At 73.5% G+C, this 21390-nt stretch carries 10 protein-coding genes; 6 read left to right on the plus strand and 4 right to left on the minus strand.

The features are described from left to right. The first annotated feature begins 10 nt into the window (after positions 1–10). Entirely contained in the window at positions 11–2125 is a 2115-nt protein-coding gene (locus ACWEN6_RS27625; RefSeq protein ID WP_452574155.1) for a hypothetical protein, read from the plus strand. 24 nt (positions 2126–2149) lie between these two features. On the opposite strand, the gene ACWEN6_RS27630 is transcribed toward ACWEN6_RS27625, so the two are convergent. Further along, positions 2150–3580, minus strand: coding sequence for an aldehyde dehydrogenase family protein (locus tag ACWEN6_RS27630; RefSeq protein WP_452574157.1), 1431 nt, complete (start codon positions 3578–3580; stop codon positions 2150–2152). Between the two features lie 214 nt (positions 3581–3794). Between ACWEN6_RS27630 and ACWEN6_RS27635 the strand changes: the two genes are divergently transcribed. From ACWEN6_RS27635 to pgi, 3 genes are read left to right on the plus strand one after another with little or no spacing between them, the layout of a single operon-like run. Beyond that, positions 3795–4535, plus strand: coding sequence for a beta-phosphoglucomutase family hydrolase (locus ACWEN6_RS27635; protein ID WP_452574159.1), 741 nt, complete (start codon positions 3795–3797; stop codon positions 4533–4535). Continuing rightward, on the plus strand, positions 4532–6889 hold the full coding sequence (locus tag ACWEN6_RS27640; protein WP_452574161.1) for a glycoside hydrolase family 65 protein: 2358 nt from the start codon (positions 4532–4534) through the stop codon (positions 6887–6889). The genes ACWEN6_RS27635 and ACWEN6_RS27640 overlap by 4 nt, the downstream gene beginning before the upstream one ends. Positions 6890–6940: 51 nt before the next feature. Then, positions 6941–8572, plus strand: coding sequence for a glucose-6-phosphate isomerase (gene pgi, locus ACWEN6_RS27645; protein WP_452574163.1), 1632 nt, complete (start codon positions 6941–6943; stop codon positions 8570–8572). Positions 8573–8693: 121 nt separating this feature from the next. Here the strand turns inward: pgi and ACWEN6_RS27650 are convergent, their stop codons facing one another. Together ACWEN6_RS27650 and ACWEN6_RS27655 are read right to left on the minus strand one after the other, a co-directional pair. Then, the gene (locus tag ACWEN6_RS27650) at positions 8694–9506 is read right to left on the minus strand and encodes a hypothetical protein (RefSeq protein ID WP_452574165.1); all 813 of its coding nucleotides are present in this window, start codon (positions 9504–9506) and stop codon (positions 8694–8696) included. Between the two features lie 80 nt (positions 9507–9586). Beyond that, positions 9587–13045 (minus strand): hypothetical protein, encoded by a 3459-nt coding sequence (locus ACWEN6_RS27655; protein ID WP_452574167.1) that lies wholly within the window; start codon positions 13043–13045, stop codon positions 9587–9589. A gap of 107 nt (positions 13046–13152) precedes the next feature. On the opposite strand from ACWEN6_RS27655, the gene ACWEN6_RS27660 reads away from it, so the two are divergent. Beyond that, positions 13153–16809 carry an nSTAND1 domain-containing NTPase gene (locus ACWEN6_RS27660; protein ID WP_452574169.1) on the plus strand — a complete coding sequence of 1219 codons (3657 nt, stop codon included), beginning with the start codon at positions 13153–13155 and terminating at the stop codon, positions 16807–16809. A gap of 256 nt (positions 16810–17065) precedes the next feature. Beyond that, positions 17066–18349 (plus strand): serpin family protein, encoded by a 1284-nt coding sequence (locus ACWEN6_RS27665; protein ID WP_452574171.1) that lies wholly within the window; start codon positions 17066–17068, stop codon positions 18347–18349. A gap of 105 nt (positions 18350–18454) precedes the next feature. Here the strand turns inward: ACWEN6_RS27665 and ACWEN6_RS27670 are convergent, their stop codons facing one another. Further along, a complete protein-coding gene (locus ACWEN6_RS27670) occupies positions 18455–21346 on the minus strand; it encodes a helix-turn-helix transcriptional regulator (RefSeq protein WP_452574173.1) in 2892 nt (963 codons plus the stop codon). Between the last annotated feature and the right edge of the window lie 44 nt (positions 21347–21390).

Here is a 21390-nt window from a genome sequence, read left to right on the forward strand (position 1 = left end):
AGATCAGGCGATGCCCAAGCCCAAGCTCAAGCCCAAGAAGTCACGCAGCAAGTCCCGCAAGAACGGCTCCGGATCGGACGGCGACTCCTCGTCGCACGAGGCGCCGGAGCAGAAGAACGCATCGGCGGACGAGGCGTCGGAGGGGGGTTCGCCCAGAGAGCAGGACTCGGAAGGCGAGGAACTCGGCAGCGACCGGCCCCAGTATGAGATGGACGACTCGGACTTCGAGCGATTCGTCCGCAAGTCCCCCCCGCGCCGGTCGCCCTCCCCTTCCCCAGTGCTCTCCAGCGATGAAGACGCCGCGGACCGGACGGCCCCCCAGCCCGTCGGCACGCTGGCCCGGACCAAGCAGCAACAAGTGGTGCGCGCGCCCACGCCCGCCCCGGCGCTGCCGGCTTCTCGCGTGCCGGACCTGGTCACGTACCTGACGAGCCTTCCGATCGACCTGGCCGGCTATCTCCTGACGTTCGTGAACTTCACCGACCTGCTGAACGTGCGCGCGCTCAACCAGCAGGCCAAGAAACTCGTGGACCGCCTGTCGCCCGCGCTGTCGCCCGACCGGGTGCCCAAGGCACTTCTTCCCTTGGACCTGCGGCAGTTCTGGCTCCGCGTCGTCCGCGGGGTCGTGCCCGGAAGCTCGCCGCTGTACGTGCTGTCGGTGGCCCGCGAGATGCCCGCCCCGGCCGACCCGCAGTTGTGGCGTGACATCGGACGGTTCCTCCAGGTGGCCTACACCGACATGCCGGAGATCGTGGCGGAGCTGGCCTGGCAGCGCGGCGAGGCCGACGACGAGGCCATCCTCCACGAGGTCAGGTTCCTGGCCGCGGAGGCCGGTGCGGACCCCGATGAGGTGCTTATCCGCTATGAGAACATCGCCGTGTCGGCGAACCCGCTCACCCTGCTCAAAGGAGCGGGCACCGCCCCGGCCGAGGTCGAGGCGGGGCGCGTCTCCGGCCCCGAGGAGCGCAGGATCGCCAAAGCGGTGCAGGAGCGGTTGCGGCTCAGGCACGCGGCTCAGGCGAAGGAAGCCGCGGCGGCCGGCGGCGGCAAGGAGTACCGTGCCGAGTTGCTCAAGGGGAAGAAGAATAAAAGGAAGCCATCGACTCCGGAGCAACGGTCGCTCGACCGGCTCGCCTGGGTCCTGCAGCATCTGCAGGACAGCAGGGAGTGCGTCGCCGTGGCCAGCGCCGGGAATGAGCTGCGGCTGTGGGCCAACACCCCCGACGACGAGATGGCCCGCGACCTGAACGATCTCCTCGAAGTGGCGCGGGCGCAGACGGCGGGGGCCGAAGAGGATCTGAACGATCTGCTCCAGAGCATGTGGAACCTGCTGCGTCAGTCCGGCCTGGACGTGCGGGACGGCGAGCCCACCCTTCAGCAGTGGAAGGTGGCCGAGCGGCGCCTGCGCAAGACCATCACCTTCCTCGCCGCACTCGAGGCGACCTGGGGAAAGATCCAGACGAGCGCGCAGACCCTGCAGTTCCTGGACGGGAAGGTGCACGCCGAGGTCCAGTTCGCCGACGACCTGCTGAGGCTGCGAGCCGAACTGCGGGCGAAGATGGCGACCCTCCCGGAGGACCAGCGGGCGGCCTACCAGGAGCGGCTGCGCCTGATCGACGAGGCGCGCGTCGCGGTCGGCATCTCCAAACTGTGCTGCCTGAAGTGCTACCTGGCGATCAACGCGGTGATCTCGGTCGAGAAGCTCTCCATCACCATCTCCGGCACCCACTACCGCACCTACGACTGGCCCATGCCGGCGTCGCTGGCCTCCTCCGAGCCCCTGCTCCGCGCGTACCTCGGACTGCCGACCGTGCCCGAGACGGCCGAGGACAGGGTACTGGCCGCCGCGCTCAAGGACCCCGCCAAGCGGGCCGTGATCGTCAAGGCGATCAACACCTACATCGTGGACGGCTACCTGACCCCCAACGGCTACATCTCCAGCGAGGATGAGGAAGGGCTGGAGTTGACCCTGTACACCCGGCCGCTAGAGCTTCCGGACGACGACGGGCCCGAGGAGTCGAGCGAGACGGTACAGGACCAGCCGGTGGCGCCGGCCGATGAGGAGCAGGAGGGGTCGTCCAGCGGGGAGGAGGTCGTCCAGCCCTCGAAGAAGCGCAAACTCTGAAGAACCGGGCCCGCCGTCCGGTGGTCAGGGGTGCGGCGCGAGGTGGACGACCTTGGTGTGGGTCATCTCGTCCAGGAGTTCGGGGCCGTAGCCGAAGCCGTGGCCGCTGCCGCGCAGGGGCTGGGCGGCGCCGCCCGGGGCGCCGCCGAACACGGCGTTGACCTTGACGGTGCCCACGGGCAGCTCGCGCCAGGCCCGCTGGGCGTTGGCCATGGACGGGGTGAGGACGGTGGCGGCCAGTCCGTACGCGCCGCCCGCCGCCAGTTCCAGCGCCGCCTCGAAGGAGTCGACGACCCGCACGGGCGCGACCGGCCCGAAGGTCTCCTCGCGCATGATCTCCATGTCGTCGGTGCAGCCGGTCAGGACGGTGGCCGGGTAGAACGCGCCGGGGCCGTCGGTGACCCCGCCGCCGGTCAGTACCCGGGCGCCCGCCTCGACCGCGGACCGGACGTGCCGGTGGACGACCTCGCGCTGCGCGAGGTCGACGAGCGGGCCGAGGGTGGTCTCCTCGTCCATGCCGGAGCCCATGCGCAGTTCCTCGGCGCGCTGGATGAGAGCTCCGAGGAAGGAGTCGGCCACGTCCCGGTGCACGTAGACCCGTTCGACGGAGGTGCAGATCTGCCCGGCGTTGGCGAAGCAACCGGTCGCCGCCTGGGCGGCGGCCCACTTGACGTCCACGCCCGCGTCCACGATCAACGGGTCCTTGCCGCCGTTCTCCAGCAGCGTCGCCGCCCCGGTGCCGGCCGCCGCCGCGGCGATCGCCCGCCCGGCCGCCGTGGAGCCGACATGGGCGACCAGGTCGACGCCGCGATGCGCGGCCAGCGGCTCGCCCGCCCGGCCGTCGCCCGGCACCATGGTCAGCACGCCCGGCGGCAGTTCGCCGGCGATCAGCTCGGCGAGCATCGCCCCGGTGTGCGGGGTGCGCTCGGAGGGTTTGTGCACGACGGTGTTGCCGGTCACGACGGCCGCGCCGACCAGCCCGCACGCGATGGCGACCGGGTCGTTCCACGGGGTGATCACCGCCACGACGCCGCGCGGCTCGTACACCATGAGGTCGGTGGCGTCCCAGCCGCCCTGGAGACTGTGGCCCCGGTGCAGCGGCCCCAGCTCGGCGTACTGCCGGAGCGTCCCGATGCCGGCCGCCACGCCGCCGCGCGCGTCGCCGATCGGCTTGCCCATCTCGCGGGTCACCAGCTCGGCCAGCTCGCCGGCCCGGGCCGCGACCGCGTCCGCGGCGGCGTGCAGCCGGGCGGCGCGCTCGGCGGGGGTCGTGCGGGCCCAGCCGGCCAGAGCGCGGCGCGCCGAGGAGACGGCCCGCTCGACGTCCCCCGCGCACCCGGCGGGGGCCTCGCCGACCGGCTCGCCCGTCGCCGGGTCGGCGACCGTCCGCCATCGCGTGGCCGCGCTCGCCGACCACGCGCCGTCCACCAGCACCCAGCGGTCACTACCTCGCACGACCTGCCCCTTTCGACGTCAACGCCGCCCGGAGCCTACCCGGGAACCGTCCCCTCACTCGACGGTCACCGGGCCGGCGGCGAACCAGGACCGTCCGGCGTTGACGGCGGTGCCCGGTGAGGCCGCCGAGTCGTCAGGGGTACGTTGGGAGGAGAGATCTCCTGCGCGCCGAACGCGCCCGAGATCCGTCGCGGACGTGATCGGGGGAGGCCGGATGCTCGGGTTGCCCGACGGGGTCGGTGGATGCCTGTTCGACATGGACGGCGTGCTCACCCGCACGGCGACGGTGCACGCCGCCGCGTGGAAGGAGACCTTCGACGCGTTCCTGCGCCGGCGGGCCGACCGGACGGGCGAGGCCTTCGTCCCGTTCGACAAGGTGTCGGACTACGACAGGTATGTCGACGGCAAGAAGCGGCTGGACGGCACCCGCGCCTTCCTCGCCTCACGGGGCATCACCCTGCCCGAGGGCACGCCGGGCGACCCGCCCGACGCGCCGACCGTGCACGGGCTGAGCGACCGCAAGAACGCGCTCGTGCAGAAGATCATGGACAGGGACGGCGTGGAGGTGTTCCCCGGCTCGCTCCGCTACGTCCAGGCCGTGCTGCGGGCCGGGCTCGCCACGGCCGTGGTGTCCTCCAGCGCCAACACCGCGCGCGTGCTGGACGCGGCGGGCATCGCCGGGCTGTTCCAGGCCCGGGTCGACGGCGAGGTCGCCCAGCGGCGCGACCTGGCCGGCAAGCCGGCCCCGGACATGTTCCTGGCCGCCGCCGAGGCGCTCGGCCTGCCGCCGTCGCGGGCGGCGGTGTTCGAGGACGCGCTCGCCGGGGTGGCGGCCGGCCGCGCGGGGAGGTTCGCCGTCGTGGTCGGCGTCGACAGGGCCGGCCAGGCGGACGCCCTGCGCGAGCACGGCGCCGACATCGTCGTCACCGACCTCGCCGAGCTGCTGGAGCGATGATGATCCAGCACCCCGCGTTCGCGGTCGAGCCCTGGGCGGTGCGCGAGCACACCCTCCACCTGGACGTCCTGGCCCAGACCGAGTCGGTGTTCGCCCTGTCCAACGGGCACATCGGCCTGCGCGGCAACCTCGACGAGGGCGAGCCGCACGGCCAGCCGGGCACCTACCTCAACTCGGTCTACGAGCTGCGCCCGCTGCCGTACGCGGAGGCCGGCTACGGGTACCCCGAGTCCGGGCAGACCGTGGTCAACGTCACCAACGGCAAACTGATCCGGCTCATGGTGGACGACGAGCCGTTCGACGTGCGGTACGGCACCCTGCACGAGCACGAGCGCGTCCTGGACCTGCGCGCCGGGACGCTGACCCGCCGCGCCCACTGGAGCTCCCCGACGGGGACCGAGGTGCGGGTCACCTCCACGCGCCTGGTGTCCTTCACCCACCGCGCGGTCGCCGCGATCCACTACGAGGTCGAGCCGGTCGGCCGGCCGTGCGGCGTTGTCGTCCAGTCCGAGCTGGTGGCGAACGAGACCGTGGAGTACGAGACCGGCGACCCGCGCGCGGCGGCCGTGCTGGAGTCGCCGCTCGTGCTGGAGGAGAACATGCCCGCGAAGGAAGGAGTGGCCATCATGGTCCACTCCACGCGGGTCAGCCGGCTGCGGGTCGCCGCCGCCATGTGCCACGACATCGACGGCCCCGAGGGGACGCGCGTCGACGCCGACGGCGCCCACGACGTCAGCCGGGTGACCATCGCGACACGCCTCAAGCCCGGCCAGAAGCTGCGGCTGGTGAAGTTCTTCTCCTACGGCTGGTCGGCCAAGCGGTCCCGCCCCGCCATGCACGACCAGGTCGTCGCCGCGCTCGCCGCCGCACGGCTGGCCGGCTGGGAGGGCCTGCTGGCCGAGCAGCGGCGGTTCCTGGAGGAGTTCTGGGCCGGCGCCGACGTGGAGCTGGACGGCGACCCCGAGGTGCAGCAGGCCGTCCGCTTCGGGCTGTTCCACCTGGTGCAGGCGTCCGCCCGCCTGGAGAACCGCCCCATCCCCGGCAAGGGGCTCACCGGTTCGGGCTACGACGGCCACGCCTTCTGGGACACCGAGATGTTCGTGCTGCCGGTGCTCACCTACACCTACCCCCGCGCCGCCGCGGATGCGCTCGCGTGGCGGCAGTCCATCCTGCCGAAGGCGCAGGAGCGCGCCACCCAGCTCGGCTTCTCCGGAGCCGCCTTCCCCTGGCGGACGATCAACGGCGAGGAGTGCTCCGGCTACTGGCCGGCCGGCACCGCGGCCTTCCACATCAACGCCGACATCGCCGACGCGGTCGTCCGCTATGTCGACGCCACCAAGGACACGAGCTTCGAGCGCTCGACCGGCCTGCCCCTGCTGGCCGCCACGGCCCGGCTGTGGTGCGCGCTCGGCCACCACGACGCGCAGGGGCGCTACCGCATCGACGGCGTCACCGGCCCGGACGAGTACAGCGCCGTCGCCGACGACAACGTCTACACCAACCTGATGGCCGAGCAGAACCTGCGCGAGGCGGCCGAGGCGGCCGGTCGCCACTTCGAGCTGGCGCAGCGGCTCGGCATCACCCTCGACGAGATCGCCACCTGGCGCGACGCGGCCGCATCCATGTACGTCCCCTACGACGAGCGGCTCGGCGTGCACTGCCAGAGCGAGGGGTTCACCCGCCACGCCACCTGGGACTTCGAGGGCACCCGCCCCGAGCAGTACCCGTTGCTGCTGCACTTCCCCTACTTCGACCTCTACCGCAAGCAGGTGGTCAAGCAGGCCGACCTGGTGCTCGCGCTGCACCTGCGCGGCGGGGCGTTCACCCCCGAGGAGAAGCTCCGCGACTTCGCCTACTACGAGGCGATCACCGTCCGCGACTCCTCCCTGTCCGCCTGCACCCAGGCGGTGATGGCCGCCGAGGTCGGCGCTCTCGGCCTCGCCCACGCCTATCTGGGCGAGGCCGCCCTGATGGACCTCGCGGACCTGGAGCACAACACCATGGACGGGGTCCACATGGCCTCTCTCGCCGGGGCGTGGATCGCCCTGGTCTGCGGGTTCGGGGGCATGCGCGCCGGCGGGGGCCACATCTGCTTCGCCCCGAAACTGCCGCCGGGCATCACCCGGCTGGCCTTCCGGCTGCGGTACCGCGGACGGCTGCTGCGGGTCGGCGTCACCCCCGCCTCGACGACCTACCGGCTGCTGTCCGGGCCGCCGATGACGCTCACCCACCACGGGCACCGGTTCTCCATCGACGGCAGGCCCGTCACCCACCCCACGGTGAAGGTGCCCCCGCCGAAGGTGAGCATCCGCCAGCCGCCCGGCCGCGAGCCCGCCCCGCGCCAGATCCCCTGACATCGAACGGCCGTCCCGCGGCCGCCCGCCCATCCACCGGAGGAACCACCGATGACCACCACCCCGCTCCGCGAACGCGCCTCCTGGAAGGCGCTCAAGGAGCATCACGCCGAGATCGGCGGCCGCCACCTGCGAGAGCTGTTCGCCGAGGACCCGGGGCGTGGGGAGCGCATGAACGCCGAGGCGGCCGGGCTGTACCTGGACTACTCCAAGAACCGCGTCACCGGCGAGACGCTGGGCCTGCTCGCCGACCTCGCGCGCGAGAGCGGGGTGGAGGAGCGCCGCGACCTGATGTTCCGCGGCGAGCGCGTCAACACCTCCGAGGGACGCTCGGTGCTGCACGTCGCGCTGCGCATGCCCAAGGGTTCCACGCTGGTCGTCGAAGGGGTGGACGTCGTCGCGGAGGTCCACGAGGTCCTCGACCGCATGGCCGACTTCGCCCGGCGGGTCCGCTCGGGAGAGTGGACCGGGCACACCGGCAAGCCGATCAAGAACATCGTCAACATCGGCATCGGCGGCTCCGACCTCGGCCCGGTGATGGCCTACGAGGCGCTGCGCCACTACAGCAGCCGCGACCTGACCTTCCGGTACGTCTCGAACGTCGACTCCACCGACATCGTCGAGGCCACCCGCGACCTGTCGGCCGAGGAGACGCTGTTCATCGTCTCCTCCAAGACCTTCGGCACCTCCGAGACCCTGGCCAACGCCCACTCGGCCCGCGAATGGCTGATCGCCCGGCTCGGCGACGAGGAGGCCATCGCCCGGCACTTCGTCGCGGTGTCCACCAACGCCGAGCGCGTCGCCGCTTTCGGCATCGACACCGCCAACATGTTCGGCTTCTGGGACTGGGTCGGCGGCCGGTACTCCATGGACTCCGCCATCGGGCTGTCGACGATGGTGGCCATCGGGCCGGAGAACTTCCACGAGATGCTCGCCGGCTTCCACGAGATGGACGAGCACTTCCGCACCGCGCCGCTGGAGCGGAACCTGCCGGTGCTCATGGGCATGCTCGCCGTCTGGTACGTCGACTTCTTCGGTACGCAGAGCATCGGCGTCATGCCCTACGAGCAGTACCTCAAGCGGTTCCCCGCCTACCTGCAGCAGCTCACCATGGAGTCCAACGGCAAGCGCGTGACCCGCGACGGGCAGGTCGTCGACTACGACACCGGCCCGGTCTACTGGGGCGAGCCCGGCACCAACGGCCAGCACAGCTTCTACCAGCTCATCCACCAGGGCACCCACTTGATCCCGGTGGACCTCATCGGGTTCGGCAAGAGCCTCAACCCGCTGCGCGACCACCACGACCTGCTGATGGCCAACGTCTTCGCCCAGGCGCAGGCCCTGGCCTTCGGCAAGACCGAGCAGGAGGTGCTCGCCGACGGCACCTCCCCCGAGGTGGCCCCGCACCGCGTCATGCCCGGCAACCGCCCCACCAACGTGCTCCTCGCCGAGCGGCTCACCCCGCGCCTGCTCGGCGTCCTGGTCGCGCTCTACGAGCACAGCGTCTTCACCCAGGGCACCGTCTGGGGCATCGACTCCTTCGACCAGTGGGGCGTCGAGCTGGGCAAGGTCCTCGCCGGGCAGATCGCCCCCGAACTGCAGAGCGACGGCGATCCCGACCTCGCCCACGACTCCTCCACCAACACCCTGATCCGCCGCTACCGCGGCCTCAAGAACGCCTGAGCCCCGGGCGCCGCACGACGGACCGTCCCCGGCCCACGACCGGGGACGGCCGCCCGCCGTCAGGGCCCGCCGCCGTCAGGGCCCTGCGTCGTCGGGGCTCTACGTCGTCCGGGCCCGCCGGTCACTTGTGCCAGACGACATAGGAGATCTTCAGCGGCGCGTCGCCCACGGGAACGGCGGTGATCCGGATCGCGAGCAGGTTGCCCTCCGCGGTGCGCGCGCAGGCCCAGTCGCCGGCCTTCATCGTGCCGACCTCCACCAGGTCGTAGTCGTGCGTGGCGAGCGCGTCCGCGCAGGCGGCGCCGTCCGGGCGGCCTTCGACGGGAGTGATGGGGAGGGCTCCGCCGCCGGCCGTCCACAGCGAGCGGTAGGGGCCGACGTACCAGACGTCGCTGGCCCTGGGCTGGACCTCGCCGATCCTCCCGGTCTCGGCGTCCAGGTAGTCCTGGTCCTTCAGCGTCGCCTCGCCCTGACGGAGGACGTCACCGGGCCGGGGCGACGGCGTCGCGGTCGGCGGTGCCGCGCTGGTGGACGGCGTGGTGTCCGGAGTGGGGCCGGGACCCCGCGCCGCGGCGTCCGGGGTCCCGGAGGCCGACGGCGCCGCCACGCTCGCGGGGGGTTCGTCGAGGTACTTCTCGATCATCGCGCCGGTGACGCCCGCGCCGCTCACCGTCAGCGCGATCATGAAGATCGCCCGGAACCCGATCGGCCGCCCGAAGAGCGGGATCAGCCCCAGCAGCCCGGCCACGACCGCCAGCACGCCCGCGACGAGTATCCCCTGCCGTGGGCCGCTGGTGATCAGCTGGGCCACCGCCGCGGCGTCGGCGACGAACCCGAACCCGGCCAGAACGGACGTCATCCGGACGGCCGTGCGACCGGTGCCCGAGGGAGGGGCGGCGGTGCGTGACCGGCGCCTGGTCTCCGCCTCACCCATGATGGCCTCCCTCCTCACCGTGCGTCGCGATCACGGGCGTTCACCCGTCCTCCTGTGTCCCCTCCACGGGCCGTGCGCGGTCATGGCGCGCGGATGTAGGCGACGCCGAACGTGCTGTCGCCGCGCACCCCGGTGGGGGTGTGGCACCAGACGTAGACCGACAGCCGGGGCGGCGCGGCGTAGGAGTCGATGACGCCGAGGTGGCAGTAGCCTCCCCCTGGCCCGGTGGCCGTGACCTGGACGTCGTCGCCGGTCTTGCCCAAGGTGTTCCAGGTCAGGCGGTAGTAGCCGACGCCCAGGCGGGTGACCGAGGGCACCTCTCCATTGCTGCTGAAGGAGCGGGCCGCGTCCACCACGGGGTCGGCGGGGTCGCCGGTCACGCTGACATAGGCCGCCGGCGTGCCCGCGTCCCGGTGCAGACCGGCGCCCTCGACGTACGACAGCAGCCAGGGCGAGTCCGCCGGGGCGCCGCCGGCGATCGTGCGGCACGCCACGGTGATCTCCAGCCGGTCGGCGCCGGGCGTGGTGCCCACCGGGTTGCACCGCGCCGGGGCTCCGCCGCCGTACGGGGTGACCTGGACGTACCCGGTGCCCGCGGCGAACGTCCTGCCCTCCAGGATCACCCGGTACCGCCCGGTGCCCTCGCGCAGGACGCGGTCGACGCCGCCGCCGGAGTTGAACGTGCCCGCGTTGCTCACCGGGTCCACCGTCGCCGTGCCGCCGGCGGCGTCGTCGTACCGGACGGTCGCGTAAGGATGGTCCCCCTTGCCGGGCGCCGCGAAGAAGATCGTGAACCACCAGTCCACCGGCGCGCCGGTCTCGTTGAAGCAGCGCACCCGCACCAGCTCGTCCGGGCCGTCGGGCGCGTACCCGACCACGCCGCAGGTGCGGCCCCGGTACACGGTCCGGTACGCGGTCACGTGCGCGACGCCGGCCGCCGAGGCGATCCCCGGAAGGCGGACCTCGTACTGGCCGGTGGCGGTGTGCACGACGGTGGCGCGCCGGTCGGCGGTGGCCGGGTCGAGGCGTCCGGTGCTCCACTGCCAGTACGGGTTGACCGGCGTGACCGCGCCGATCGGCGCCTCGGCCGTGGTGGCCCGGTCCATGTAGGCGTACCCCCAGCGCGGCGCCTGCACGGGCGCCGGACCGCTCGCCCCGACCAGCGCGTCCACGATGCGGGCCCGGTGGGCGGTGATCTCGTCGGTGGTCAGCTCGGTGGCCTCGTCGGCGACCACCGCGCCCTCGCTGTCGCCCATGCTGAACCCGGGCTGGATGTGGTTCCAGTCGTTGACGCCCAGCAGGCCCCCGTCGTAGCCGAACGCCGCCGGGTAGTCGAAGCCCACTTCGGCTCTGCCCCTGCGCCCGGGCAGGAGGGCGGTCCGGTCGCTCGGCGCCGGAACGGTCTGGCACCGCCCGTTGAGGCCGGCGTAGATCCGCTCGTACGCGCGCAGGTCATCGAACTCCTCGCTGCGGGGCCCCACATCGGTCTCCAGCCGGTTGTCGGACGACCCCGGGCGCGGGTCGGTGCCCACGACGCACTTCTGGAACTCGCCGTTGATGTCCGCCTTGACCGCGACGGTCTCCAGCCCGTTCTTGGCGTTCCAGTCCAGCGGCAGGGAGCCGTCGCCCACGCGCAGGACGCCGTCGTTGTCCCACCAGGCCGCCATGGCGTGGGTGTCGGTCCCGATGCCGGTGAGCTCGCTGAGGGTCTGGCGGCGGAGGGTGGGAAGCCTGTCGCGGGAGTAGTCCAGCGTGCTCACCTGGTCGAGCGCCTGGAGCAGCTTGGTGCCCCCGTCGGTGGCCGGAGGAGGCGGATCGAGGCGCTGCCACGCGGCGAAGTCCGGTATCCCGGTGGCCTGGTAGCGGTAGTTCATGGCCGACAGGTAGTTCGGCTTGTAGTTGACCTCGTCGGTGCCGCCGTGCTTCAGCCCGAGCGCGTGGCCGAGTTCGTGGACGAAGGTCCCGCTCTGCACGCGTACGGGCCGGTCCCGCATGGTGCCGAGGGTGACCACGAAGTCCTTCCCGTCGCAGCACCAGCCGCTCTCGTTGGTGGTGTTGTGCCGGAAACCCCACAGGTTGTAGCGGAACAGGCCGGCCCGGCCGGGCGTGAAGTGGGCGGCACGGAACCGCTGGAAGGGTGTCTGCCCGTCGTCCTGTTCGACGTCGAGCGGCGCGAGACGTTCCTCCCTGGTGACCGGGATCTCCTCCTCGGCGTCGACGAGCAACTGGACGCCGCGTTCAGGCTCGCCGCCGTACGGGCAGGCCGGCAGCGCGCGGAGCGGCGCGGCGCCGAACATGGCGACGGCCTCGTCGATCGCCGCGCCGTCCGGCTTGTCGCCGCCGCCCTGCCCGTCGTTGAGCCAGTCGAGCTCGACGGCGATGGTGAGGCGGCAGGGGTCGGCGTGGTGGTCCCGCAGCCAGGTGTCCACCGTGCCGCCGTGGGTGATGCCCTGCAGCTCGACGCGATCGCTCAGGCCATCGTTGTCGGTGTCCAGGTCGAGAGTGGTGAAGACCTGGTCGGCGTTCTTGTGAAATTCGTGGAGGATCTGGCCGGGTGCCGAGGGCCGGCTGATGAGCACGGTGCCGGATCCGTCGCAGTCCTCGAAGGCGATGCTGCCGCAGTCCAGCACTCTCAGGCCGGCCAGGTCCCAGTTGTCGGCTCCGATGTCGTCGGCGAAGGAGACGTGCTCGAAGGTGAACCCGCCCGCGAGGTCGGCGGTGGTGGCGCAGACCGCCAGGTGGGCGTCCCAATTGAAGGTGGCCTTGCTTCTGTCGCCGGTGCCGCCGCGATGGTAGGGCCGGGGGCGCTCGTTCGGCTGTTCGTCGCCGTCCCAGTCGTCGAACAGGAACTCCTGGCCGCCGAGCCTGATGTGCTCGAAGGAGTCGTCACGGATACCCCAGAAGTCCCTGTCGCCGGTCGTGATCTCGAAGCGCACCCGGCAGATCCGGCGGGAGGGGTCGGCCGGAGGCGGGTCGGGCGGGGGGCCGACGTCGACCGGGACGGTGAAGACCTGGTCGGCGTTCTTGAGGAACCGGTGCAGGAACTGGCCGGGCGGCGCCTTGCGGTCGACGAGCACGGTGCCGGACATGTCGCAGTCCTTGAAGGCGATGTCGGCGCAGTTCAGGATCTTCACCTCGGCCAGGTCCCAGTTGTCGGCTCCGATGTCGTCGGCGAAGGAGACGTGCTCGAAGGTGAACCCGCCGGCCAGGTCGGCGGTGGTGGCGCAGACCGCCAGGTGGGCGTTCCACCTGAGGTAAATGCCGCTTTCGTCGCCGGTGCCGCCGTGATGGTAGGGCCGGGGCCGTTCGTCGGTGTGCTCGTCGCCGTTCCAGTCCTCGAACTCGAACTCCTGGCCGCCGAGCCTGATGTGCTCGAAGGAGTCGTCGCGGATGCCGGCGCCGTTCTCGTCGCCGGTCTTGATCACGAATCGCAACCGGCAGATCCCCACGGGCGCGGCCTGCGCGTCCGGAATTCCCATGCCCGCGAAGGCGAGCGTCAGCAGCAGGGCGGCCATGGCGCGCCCGAGAGAGAGTCGCACGGCTCGACCATAGGAAGTCTCCGCCGCTCAGCGGATGGCCGACGAGATATCCGTACAAGTCCGTACGCGCTGTGTAACCTTTGCCCCGGTCACGCCGACATGCTGATGTGGCCGACGCTGACGACCCGGAGCCGGAACGCATCCGGAGCCGCCGGGACTTCGCCCGCGAACTGACCCGGCTGCGCGAGCGAGCCGGGCTGACGGTCCGGCAGGTGGCGGCCAAGGCCGGCGCCCAGAGCGCGCACAGCACGATCGGCGACTGGTTCGCCGGCCGCGGACTGCCGTCCACCGCCTCCCGCGACCTGCTGGCCGAGGTCGTCCGCGTGTGCGGGGACACGCGGGTCGAGCAGTGGCTGGCGGCCTGGCGGCGGGTGCGGCAGACGCCCGGCCCGCGCCGTGCCGAGCGGGAACCGTACCGGGGCCTGGCCGCCTTCCAGCCCGGCGACGCCGACTGGTTCTTCGGCCGGGCCGACCTGACCGCCCGCCTGGTCGCCCGCGTGGCCGAGCTCCGCGAACGCGGCGGTGGGATCCTGGTCCTGGTCGGCCCGTCGGGATCGGGCAAGTCGTCCCTGATCGGCGCGGGTCTGGTCGCCGCCTGCGGCACGGGGGTGATCCGGACGCCCGGAGCCCGGCCCATGGACGCCGTCGAGGGTCTGACCGGGCCGCTGATCGTGCTCGACCAGTTCGAGGAGCTGTTCACCCTGTGCCAGGACGAGGCGGAACGGCGGCGTTTCGTCACGGCCGTCCAGGACCTCGCGCGCGGAAACGTCGTCGTGCTGGGGCTGCGCGCCGACTTCTACACCCAGGCGCTGGGCCATCCGGAGCTGGTGGCCGCCATCGCCGACGGGCAGATCGCGGTCGGCCCGATGGACGAGGCGGGCCTGCGGGCGGCCATCGCCGAACCGGCGCGCAAGGCCGGGCTCGACCTCGAACCGGGGCTGGTCGAGCTGATCCTGCGCGACCTCACCCCCGGCGCGGGCGTGCTGCCCCTGCTGTCGCACGCCCTGTACGCCACCTGGCGGCACAGCCAGGGCCGCACCCTGACCGTCGCCGACTACCGCGCGGCCGGCGGGATCGGCGGCGCGGTCGCGCTCAGCGCCGACACCGCCTACGCCGAGCTCACCGAGCCGCAGCGCGCGCTGGCCCGGCGGCTGCTCCTGCACCTGGTGCGCGTCGCCCAGGACACCGCCGACACCCGCCGCCGCGTCCCCAGAGACCAACTCCCCGAAGACGCCGAGGACGTCCTGCGCCGATTCATCGCCCAGCGGCTCCTCACCGCCGACCACGAAACCGTCGAGATCAGCCACGAAGCCCTGCTCACCGCCTGGCCGCTGCTGCGGTCGTGGCTGAACGAGGACCGGGCCGGGCTGCTGCTCGGCCGCCGCCTCGCCGAGGACGCCGAGGCATGGCACGCCGAGAGCCGCGACCCAGCCGCCCTCTACCGGGGCGCCCGCCTGGCCGCCGCCCGGGAGTGGAGCGCGAACGCGGGGCCGCACAGCTCGCCCGGCGCGCTCGCCACCGAGTTCCTGGACGCCTCCACGGCCCTGGAGCACCGCCAGACGCTGGCAGCCCGCGCGGGCGCGCGCCGGATGCGGCGGCTGGCGGCGGCCCTGGTCGTCCTGCTCGTGCTGGCCTGCGGCAGCGGGATCGCCGCCCTCCGCGCCGCCGCGACCGCCCGCGAGCAGCGCGACATCGCCCTGTCGCGCGAGGTCGCCCAAGAAGCCGCCGCGATCAGGGACTCCGACCCGGCGCTGGCCGCCCAGCTCACCTTGGCCGCCTACACCTTCGCGCCCACCACGGAGGCTCGCGGCGGCCTGCTGAGCGCGTTCAGCGTCCCGTTCGCCGTCCGCCTGACCGGCCACACCGAGTACGTGAACGACGTCGAGTACGCCCCCGGCGGCCGCCTGCTGGCCAGCGCGGGCGACGACCGCACCGTGCGCCTGTGGGACCTGTCCGATCCGCGCCGCCCGCGCCCGAAGGCCACCCTGACCGGGCACACCGACTCGGTCAACGTCCTGGCCTTCGCCCCTGACGGGCGCACGCTGGCCAGTGCGGGCAGCGACGGCGTGATCCGCCTGTGGGACGTGGCCGCAGCCCGGCCCGCGGCCGCGCTGCCCGCCCGCGACGGCCCGGTGTACGCGCTGGCCTTCACCTCTGACGGGCGGAGCGTGGTCAGCGCGGGCCCGGCGGGGGTCGTCCGCCTGCGCGAGACCGCCACCGGCCGGACGCTCGCCACGCTGCGCGGGCACCATGGCGCGATCGCGTTCCTGGCCGTCCACGGCCGGCTGCTGGCCAGTGCCGGGGCCGACGGCACGGCCCGGCTCTGGGACCTGGCCGCGCGACGTCCCCTGGCGACGCTGACCGGGCACACCGGGGGAGTCCGGGCCGTCGCCTTCAGCCCGGACGGGCGGCGCCTGGTCACCGCGGGCGAGGACGGCACCCCCCGGCTGTGGGACATCTCCCACCCCGCTCACCCCCGGCCGTACGCCGAACTGTCCGGCCACGCCGGGACGGTGCTGCGGGCGGTGTACGCCCCCGACGGCCGCACGCTCGCCACCGCGGGCGCCGACAACACCGCCCGCGTCTGGAGCGCCGACGACGGCCGGCAACTGGAGCTGTTCAGCCCGCGTCTCGGCGTGGCCATCGACACCAGCACGATCTCCGACGTCGCGTTCAGCCCGGACGGGCGCACCCTCGCCACCGGCTCCTACGACCACCTGCTGCGGCTGTGGGACGTCCCCGGCTCCGCCCTGCCGGCCGCCGGACGCTCGCGGCCGATCTGGTCCGCGCCCGACGGCCGGACGATGATCACCGCGGACGGCCGTCACGTGTGGCGCTGGAACCTCGGCGACCCGCACCACCCGGTCGGCCGGGTCCTCGCGGACACCAAAGGACTGGCCAAGCTGTCCGCCGACGGATCACTCATGGTCACCGCCGGGCCGCGCCGCAGCGTCCGGCTGTGGGACCTGACCGGGCCCGCCCCCCGGCGCCTGGCGGACCTGAAGGGCCTGCCGACCGCCCCGGACAGCGCGGAGTTCAGCGCGGACCGGCGGCTGCTCGCCGTCACCGCCACCCGCGACTACGTGATCCGGGTCTGGGATCTGCGCGATCCCGAACGCCCTCGCCGTACCACCCCGCTGACCGGCCACACCGGCTTCGTCAACGCCATCGCCTTCGACCCCGCCCGGCCGCTGCTCGCCTCCTTCGGCTACGACCGGACCGCCCGGCTGTGGGACCTCACCGACCCCGCCCGGCCGGTCCTGGCGGCGGTGCTGCGCGGTCACGACAACGCCGTGTACAACGGCGCCTTCAGCCCCGACGGCAGGACCCTCGCCACCACCAGCCAGGACACCACCGTCCGGCTGTGGGGCCTCACCGACCCCCGCCGCCCGGCCGCCCTGGCCACCCTGCGCGGCCACGGCAGCTTCGTCGACTCGGTCGCCTTCAGCGGCGACGGCCGCCTGCTCGCCACCGGCGGCGGTGATCCCGCCGTCCACCTGTGGGACCTCACCGACCGGCGCGCGCCCACCCGCTGGGCCCTCCTGACCGGCGGCGACGGACCCGTGGTGGGCCTGCTGTTCGCGGGCCGCCTGCTGGCCGGCGGCGGCGCCGGACGTCCGACCCTGCTGTGGAACGTCGACCCCGACGCCGCCGCCGCGTCCGTCTGCGCCCGTGCCTACCCCGCCCTCACCCCCGCCCAATGGAAAGACCACTTCCCCGGCACCGACCCCCGCCCCCAGTGCCCCCACCACCCCGCACCCTGAGGCGGACCCACCTTCCGGCATGCACTCCTGGCCTGAATGCCACCAGCGTCCCGCGTGCCGAGAGGGAAGGGCTGCTCTCCCGCATCGCCCTCCAACTCCAGTGCTCCCAGCGTCCCGCGCGTTGAGGGGGAGGGCGACCTTTTCGGGCGGTCTCACCGCCACCGTTCCGCGCCCTGGGCGCGCCGCCTGCCATGGTCACCGGGGCCCCGCTGAACCTCCGGACGCGCCCGTACGTCGAAGGGGTATGTCCAACGACATGTCAGGGCGGTTGCCGAGGCGCGGGTTCCTGCTGGCGGCGCTCGCCGCCCTCGCCGCCGCGGGCTGCGGGGGAGGCGACACGCGCGTGCTCACGGCGTCAGGAGTCGGGCGCGAGACCCCCGCGGGCGACGCCCCGGTCGCCGAGGTCGTCCGCGGCGTCACCGCCTTTGGGCACGCCCTGCACGCGGCCGCCGCCGACGCGGCGCGCAACACGGTGCTCTCGCCGCTGAGCATCGCCTGCGCCTTCGCCATGGCTAGGGCGGGCGCCGCCGGCCCGGCCGCGACCGCTCTGGACCGGGTGTTCGGCTTCCCCGCCGCCGGGCCGCACACGGCGTTCAACGCGCTCACCCGGCGCATCGTGACCGTCCAGGGCCCGCCGCCCCCGCCCGACCGGCGGGCCGAGCGCGACGCCCGCGAGCAGAGCGCCGGCCCGGTCGCCGGTATCGCCAACGGGCTGTTCGCCCAGGAGGGCCTGCCGGTGCGGCAGGAGTTCCTGCGCGTCCTCGCCGCGCAGTACGGCGCCGGAGTGCGCACGGTGGACTTCCGCGAGGACGCCGCCGCCGGCGCCATCAACGCGTGGGTGGACGAGCAGACCGCCGGCAGGATCAAGAAGCTGTTCGACCGGCTGGACCCGGCGACCCGGGTGGTCATCGCCAACGCCGTGTACCTCAAGGCCGACTGGCAGCACCCGTTCGCCGAAAGCCCTCCCGAACAGGGCGCCGCCTTCACCAGGGCGGACGGCTCCACGGTCCGCGCCGACCTCATGCGGCTGCGCACCCCCCTGAGGTACGCGGAGGGGACGGGGTGGCAGGCCGTCGAGCTGCCGTACGTGAAAAGCGAGCTGGCCATGTGGGTGCTGGTCCCGCGGCGCGGCGGGTCGCCGGCCGATCTGCTCGCCCCCGGGACGCTCGGCCAGGTCGCGACGGGGCTACGGCCCCGGGCCGTGGACCTCGCCCTGCCGGAGTGGGATTTCGGCACCGGCCTCGACCTGGAGGCGCCGCTGCGCCGCCTCGGGCTGGGCGCGGTCTTCGACGACGGTGACTTCTCCGGCATCGCCGACGGGGCCTTCCTCGGCCAGGCTGTGCACCGGGCCGACATCAGCGTGGACAAATGGGGCACCGAGGCGGCCGCCGTGACCGGGCTGGCCTTCCCCACCGCGGGCCTCGCCGAACAGTCCATCGAGGTGCGCGCCGACCACCCGTTCGCGTTCGCGATCGTCCACCGCCCGACCTCGGCGCCGCTGTTCATCGGCCACGTCGCCGACCCCACGGCCACCACCTGACCCCGGCCGGCCGGGCCTCCGGAGGGGTAGGCCCGGCCGGCCGCCCTCTGGCGACCGAGCTGACGGTGCGGTCCGGCGGCTCGGGAGAGGGGTCGGTCCGGCGGTTCAGGGGGCGGTGAACAGGTGGAGGCGGTGGGCGGTGGCGGCGGCCTCGCCCCGGGAGGACACGCCGAGCTTGGCCAGGATGTTGGAGACGTGCACGCTCACCGTCTTGGAGGAGATGAACAGCTCGGCGGCGATCTCGCGGTTACTGCGACCCGCGGCGACCAGGCGGAGCACCTCGTGCTCGCGGGCGGTGAGCCCCAGCCCGGCCTCTCCGGAGGCGGGCGGGGACGCGGAGGAGCCGTCCGAGGCGGTGTGGGAGAGCCGGGCACGCCGGGCGAAGGAGTCGATCTCGGCGCCGAGCGGCGTGGCGCGCAACTGGGCGGCGAGGCGAGCCGACCGGGACAGCCGCTCGCCCGCCTCCTCGCGCTCACCGGCGGTGAGGGCCGCCCGCGCGGCGCCGAACAGGCAGAGCGCCTCGGCGTACGGGTGACACAGCGAGGCCCACGCGCTCACGGCCTTGTCCCACATCGGCCGATCGGCGTGCCCGGACAGGCGGGCCGCCTCGGCGGCGAAGGTCAGGCTGTGCGCCTCCTGCAGAGCCCCCTGGACCTCCAGCCGCCCGGCCACCGCCCGCACCTCCTCCAGCAGCGGGCCCGCCGCGCGCAGGCACGTGGTGAGCACGGGCCAGGCGTACCGGGGGCTGGCCGTCAGATCTTGGTCGCGCAGGGCGTGTTCGACCAGGCGCGCCGCCTCGGCGTCACGGCCGCGCGCGAGCAGCAGCTCGACCTCCCGGCGCAGGTGCGGCAGCAGGGACTGGTCGCGGTAGGTGCCCGAGGCGATGACCTTCGCCGTGGAAAGGAACAGCGCCTCGGCCCGGTCGACGTCGCCGCGGGCCATCATGATGTCGGCCGCGAAGCCCTGCAGGCTCGCGCGGTAGGGCGCCGGCGGCCCGACCTCGACCGCGCGCTCGATGACCTCCAGCGCCTCGTCCCATCGTCCGAGCGAGAGCAGCGGCTCGGCCAGGTTGATCGCCAGGAACGCCCCGGAGGTGCGGGCCAGCCCATACGCCTCGGCGTCGGCGATGCCCCTGCGGGCGACCTCGGCCGCCTGCTCGTGCCGGCCCGCTCCCTCCAGCGCGTCGGACTCGGAGATCGCCGCCCGCATGAGCGCGTTGTAGGTGCCCGCCCGCTCGGCGATCTCCCGGGCCCGGGCGAACGCCGCCACCTGCGGGTCCAGCTGGGAGGAGTACTGGCAGCGCGTCCAGATGAGGGTGACCAGGGCGTTGGCCTCGGTGCGGGCGTCGCCCACCTGCCGGGCGACGCGGATGGCCTCCTCGGCCAGGCTTTCCTTGTCGGCCCAGGCACGCGGGTCGTGAAGCATGCGCGACAGGCTCTCGAGAACCTGCGCGCGCAGCGACGAGGGAGGTTCGGCGGGAACCAGCTCGGCCGCCGCCCTCAGGTCCTCGATGTGCCCGGCGCGGCCGAGGTCGTAGCGGGTGAGGCCGCGCTGCCGCAGCAACTTGGCCGCCCGGAGGGGATCGGCGGCAGGGTCGATCTCGCGCAGCGCCGCCTTGGCCAGGGAGATGCTGCGCTCGAACTCACCGGCCAGGTGCGCCACCGTGGTGGTCTGCCGCAGCACGTCGATGAAGTCGCGGCCCACGCGCTCGGCCGCGTCGGGCACCGAGTCCCACAGTTCGATCACCCGGGTGAGCATGCGCAGCTGCTCGTCGAAGGCCGCCGACTTGCGGGCCGCGGCGGCGGCGCGCCACGCGGCGTTCAGGGCGCAGGGGGCGTCGTGCGCGGAGTACCAGTGGTAGGCCAGCTCGATGGCGCCGCGCGTGCCGGGCAGCAGGGTGGGGTCGTGCTCGAGCGCCTTGGCGAAGCGGGTGTGCACGCGGGCGCGCTCGCCCGGCAGCAGCTCGTCGTGGACGGCCTCGCGGATCAGCGCGTGCCGGAAGGCGTACCCCTCGCCGTCGACCTGCAGCACGTTGCCCGCGACGGCGGGGCGCAGCGCCCCGGACAGGGCGCCGTCGTCCAGGCCGGTGACCGCGGCCAGCAGACGGTGCTCGATGCGGGCGCCGCCCGCGCTGGCCGTCCGCAGGACCTCCTGGGTCTCCTCGGGGAGGCGCTCGACGCCGGCCAGGAGAAGATCGCGCAGCGACTCGGGCATCGGCCCGTCCTCGCCGCCGCTGAGCAGCGCCTCGACGAACAGCGGGTTGCCCTCGCTGCGCGCGTAGATCACGTCCACGTCGAGGGCGGTGGGCTCGTGGGACAGGATGCTCGCGGCCTGCCGGACCACCTCGCGGCGGGTGAGCCTGCGCAGCTCCAGCCGGGTGACCCAGTCGATGCGGGTGAGCTCGGCGAGCAGGGGGCGCAACGGGTGGGTGCGGTGCAGCTCGTCGGAGCGGTAGGTGACCAGGGTCAGGATGCGGGTGTCGGGCCGCTGGTAGCGGGTGAGGAACGACAGCAGGTCGCGGGTGGAGCGGTCGGCCCAGTGGGCGTCCTCGATCACAAGGACGGTGGGGCCCTGCTCGGCGAGCCGCTCCATCAGGCCGAGGACGTGCTCGAACATGCGGGCGCGCGCCTCGGGGCCGTCGTCGTCCGGCTCGCCGAACTCGGGCAGCAACCGGGCCAGGCCACGGGTGCGGCCGCCGGGCAGCAGCGCGGCGACACCGTCGTGGCCGAGATCGTGGGCGAGCCGCCGCAGGACCGCGGTGAACGGGGCGAACGGCAGGCCGTCGGTGCCGAGTTCGAGGCAGCCGCCGACGAGGACACGGGCGTCGCCGGCGCGGCCGGCGAACTCGCGGATGAGCCGGCTCTTGCCGACCCCGGCCTCGCCGCCGATGAAGACGGTCGTCGCCGAACGGGCGCGCACCCTGGCCAGGGCGTCGCGCAGGAAGGTGAGCTCGGCCCCGCGCCCCACGAACAGCGGACTCACCGAATGCCCGCTCACGCCGCCACCCCCGTCCCCACGACGGCCGCACCCCGGAGCCACGC

Source organism: Sphaerisporangium sp. NPDC004334 (genome assembly GCF_053602655.1).

Excerpts from the sequence above, each read along its gene's own strand:
- ACWEN6_RS27625 (WP_452574155.1), top strand. The coding sequence starts at position 11 with ATGCCCAAGCCCAAGCTCAAGCCCAAGAAGTCACGCAGCAAGTCCCGC.
- ACWEN6_RS27635 (WP_452574159.1), top strand. The coding sequence starts at position 3,795 with ATGCTCGGGTTGCCCGACGGGGTCGGTGGATGCCTGTTCGACATGGAC.
- ACWEN6_RS27640 (WP_452574161.1), top strand. The coding sequence starts at position 4,532 with ATGATGATCCAGCACCCCGCGTTCGCGGTCGAGCCCTGGGCGGTGCGC.
- pgi (WP_452574163.1), top strand. The coding sequence starts at position 6,941 with ATGACCACCACCCCGCTCCGCGAACGCGCCTCCTGGAAGGCGCTCAAG.
- ACWEN6_RS27650 (WP_452574165.1), bottom strand. The coding sequence starts at position 9,506 with ATGGGTGAGGCGGAGACCAGGCGCCGGTCACGCACCGCCGCCCCTCCC.
- ACWEN6_RS27665 (WP_452574171.1), top strand. The coding sequence starts at position 17,066 with ATGTCAGGGCGGTTGCCGAGGCGCGGGTTCCTGCTGGCGGCGCTCGCC.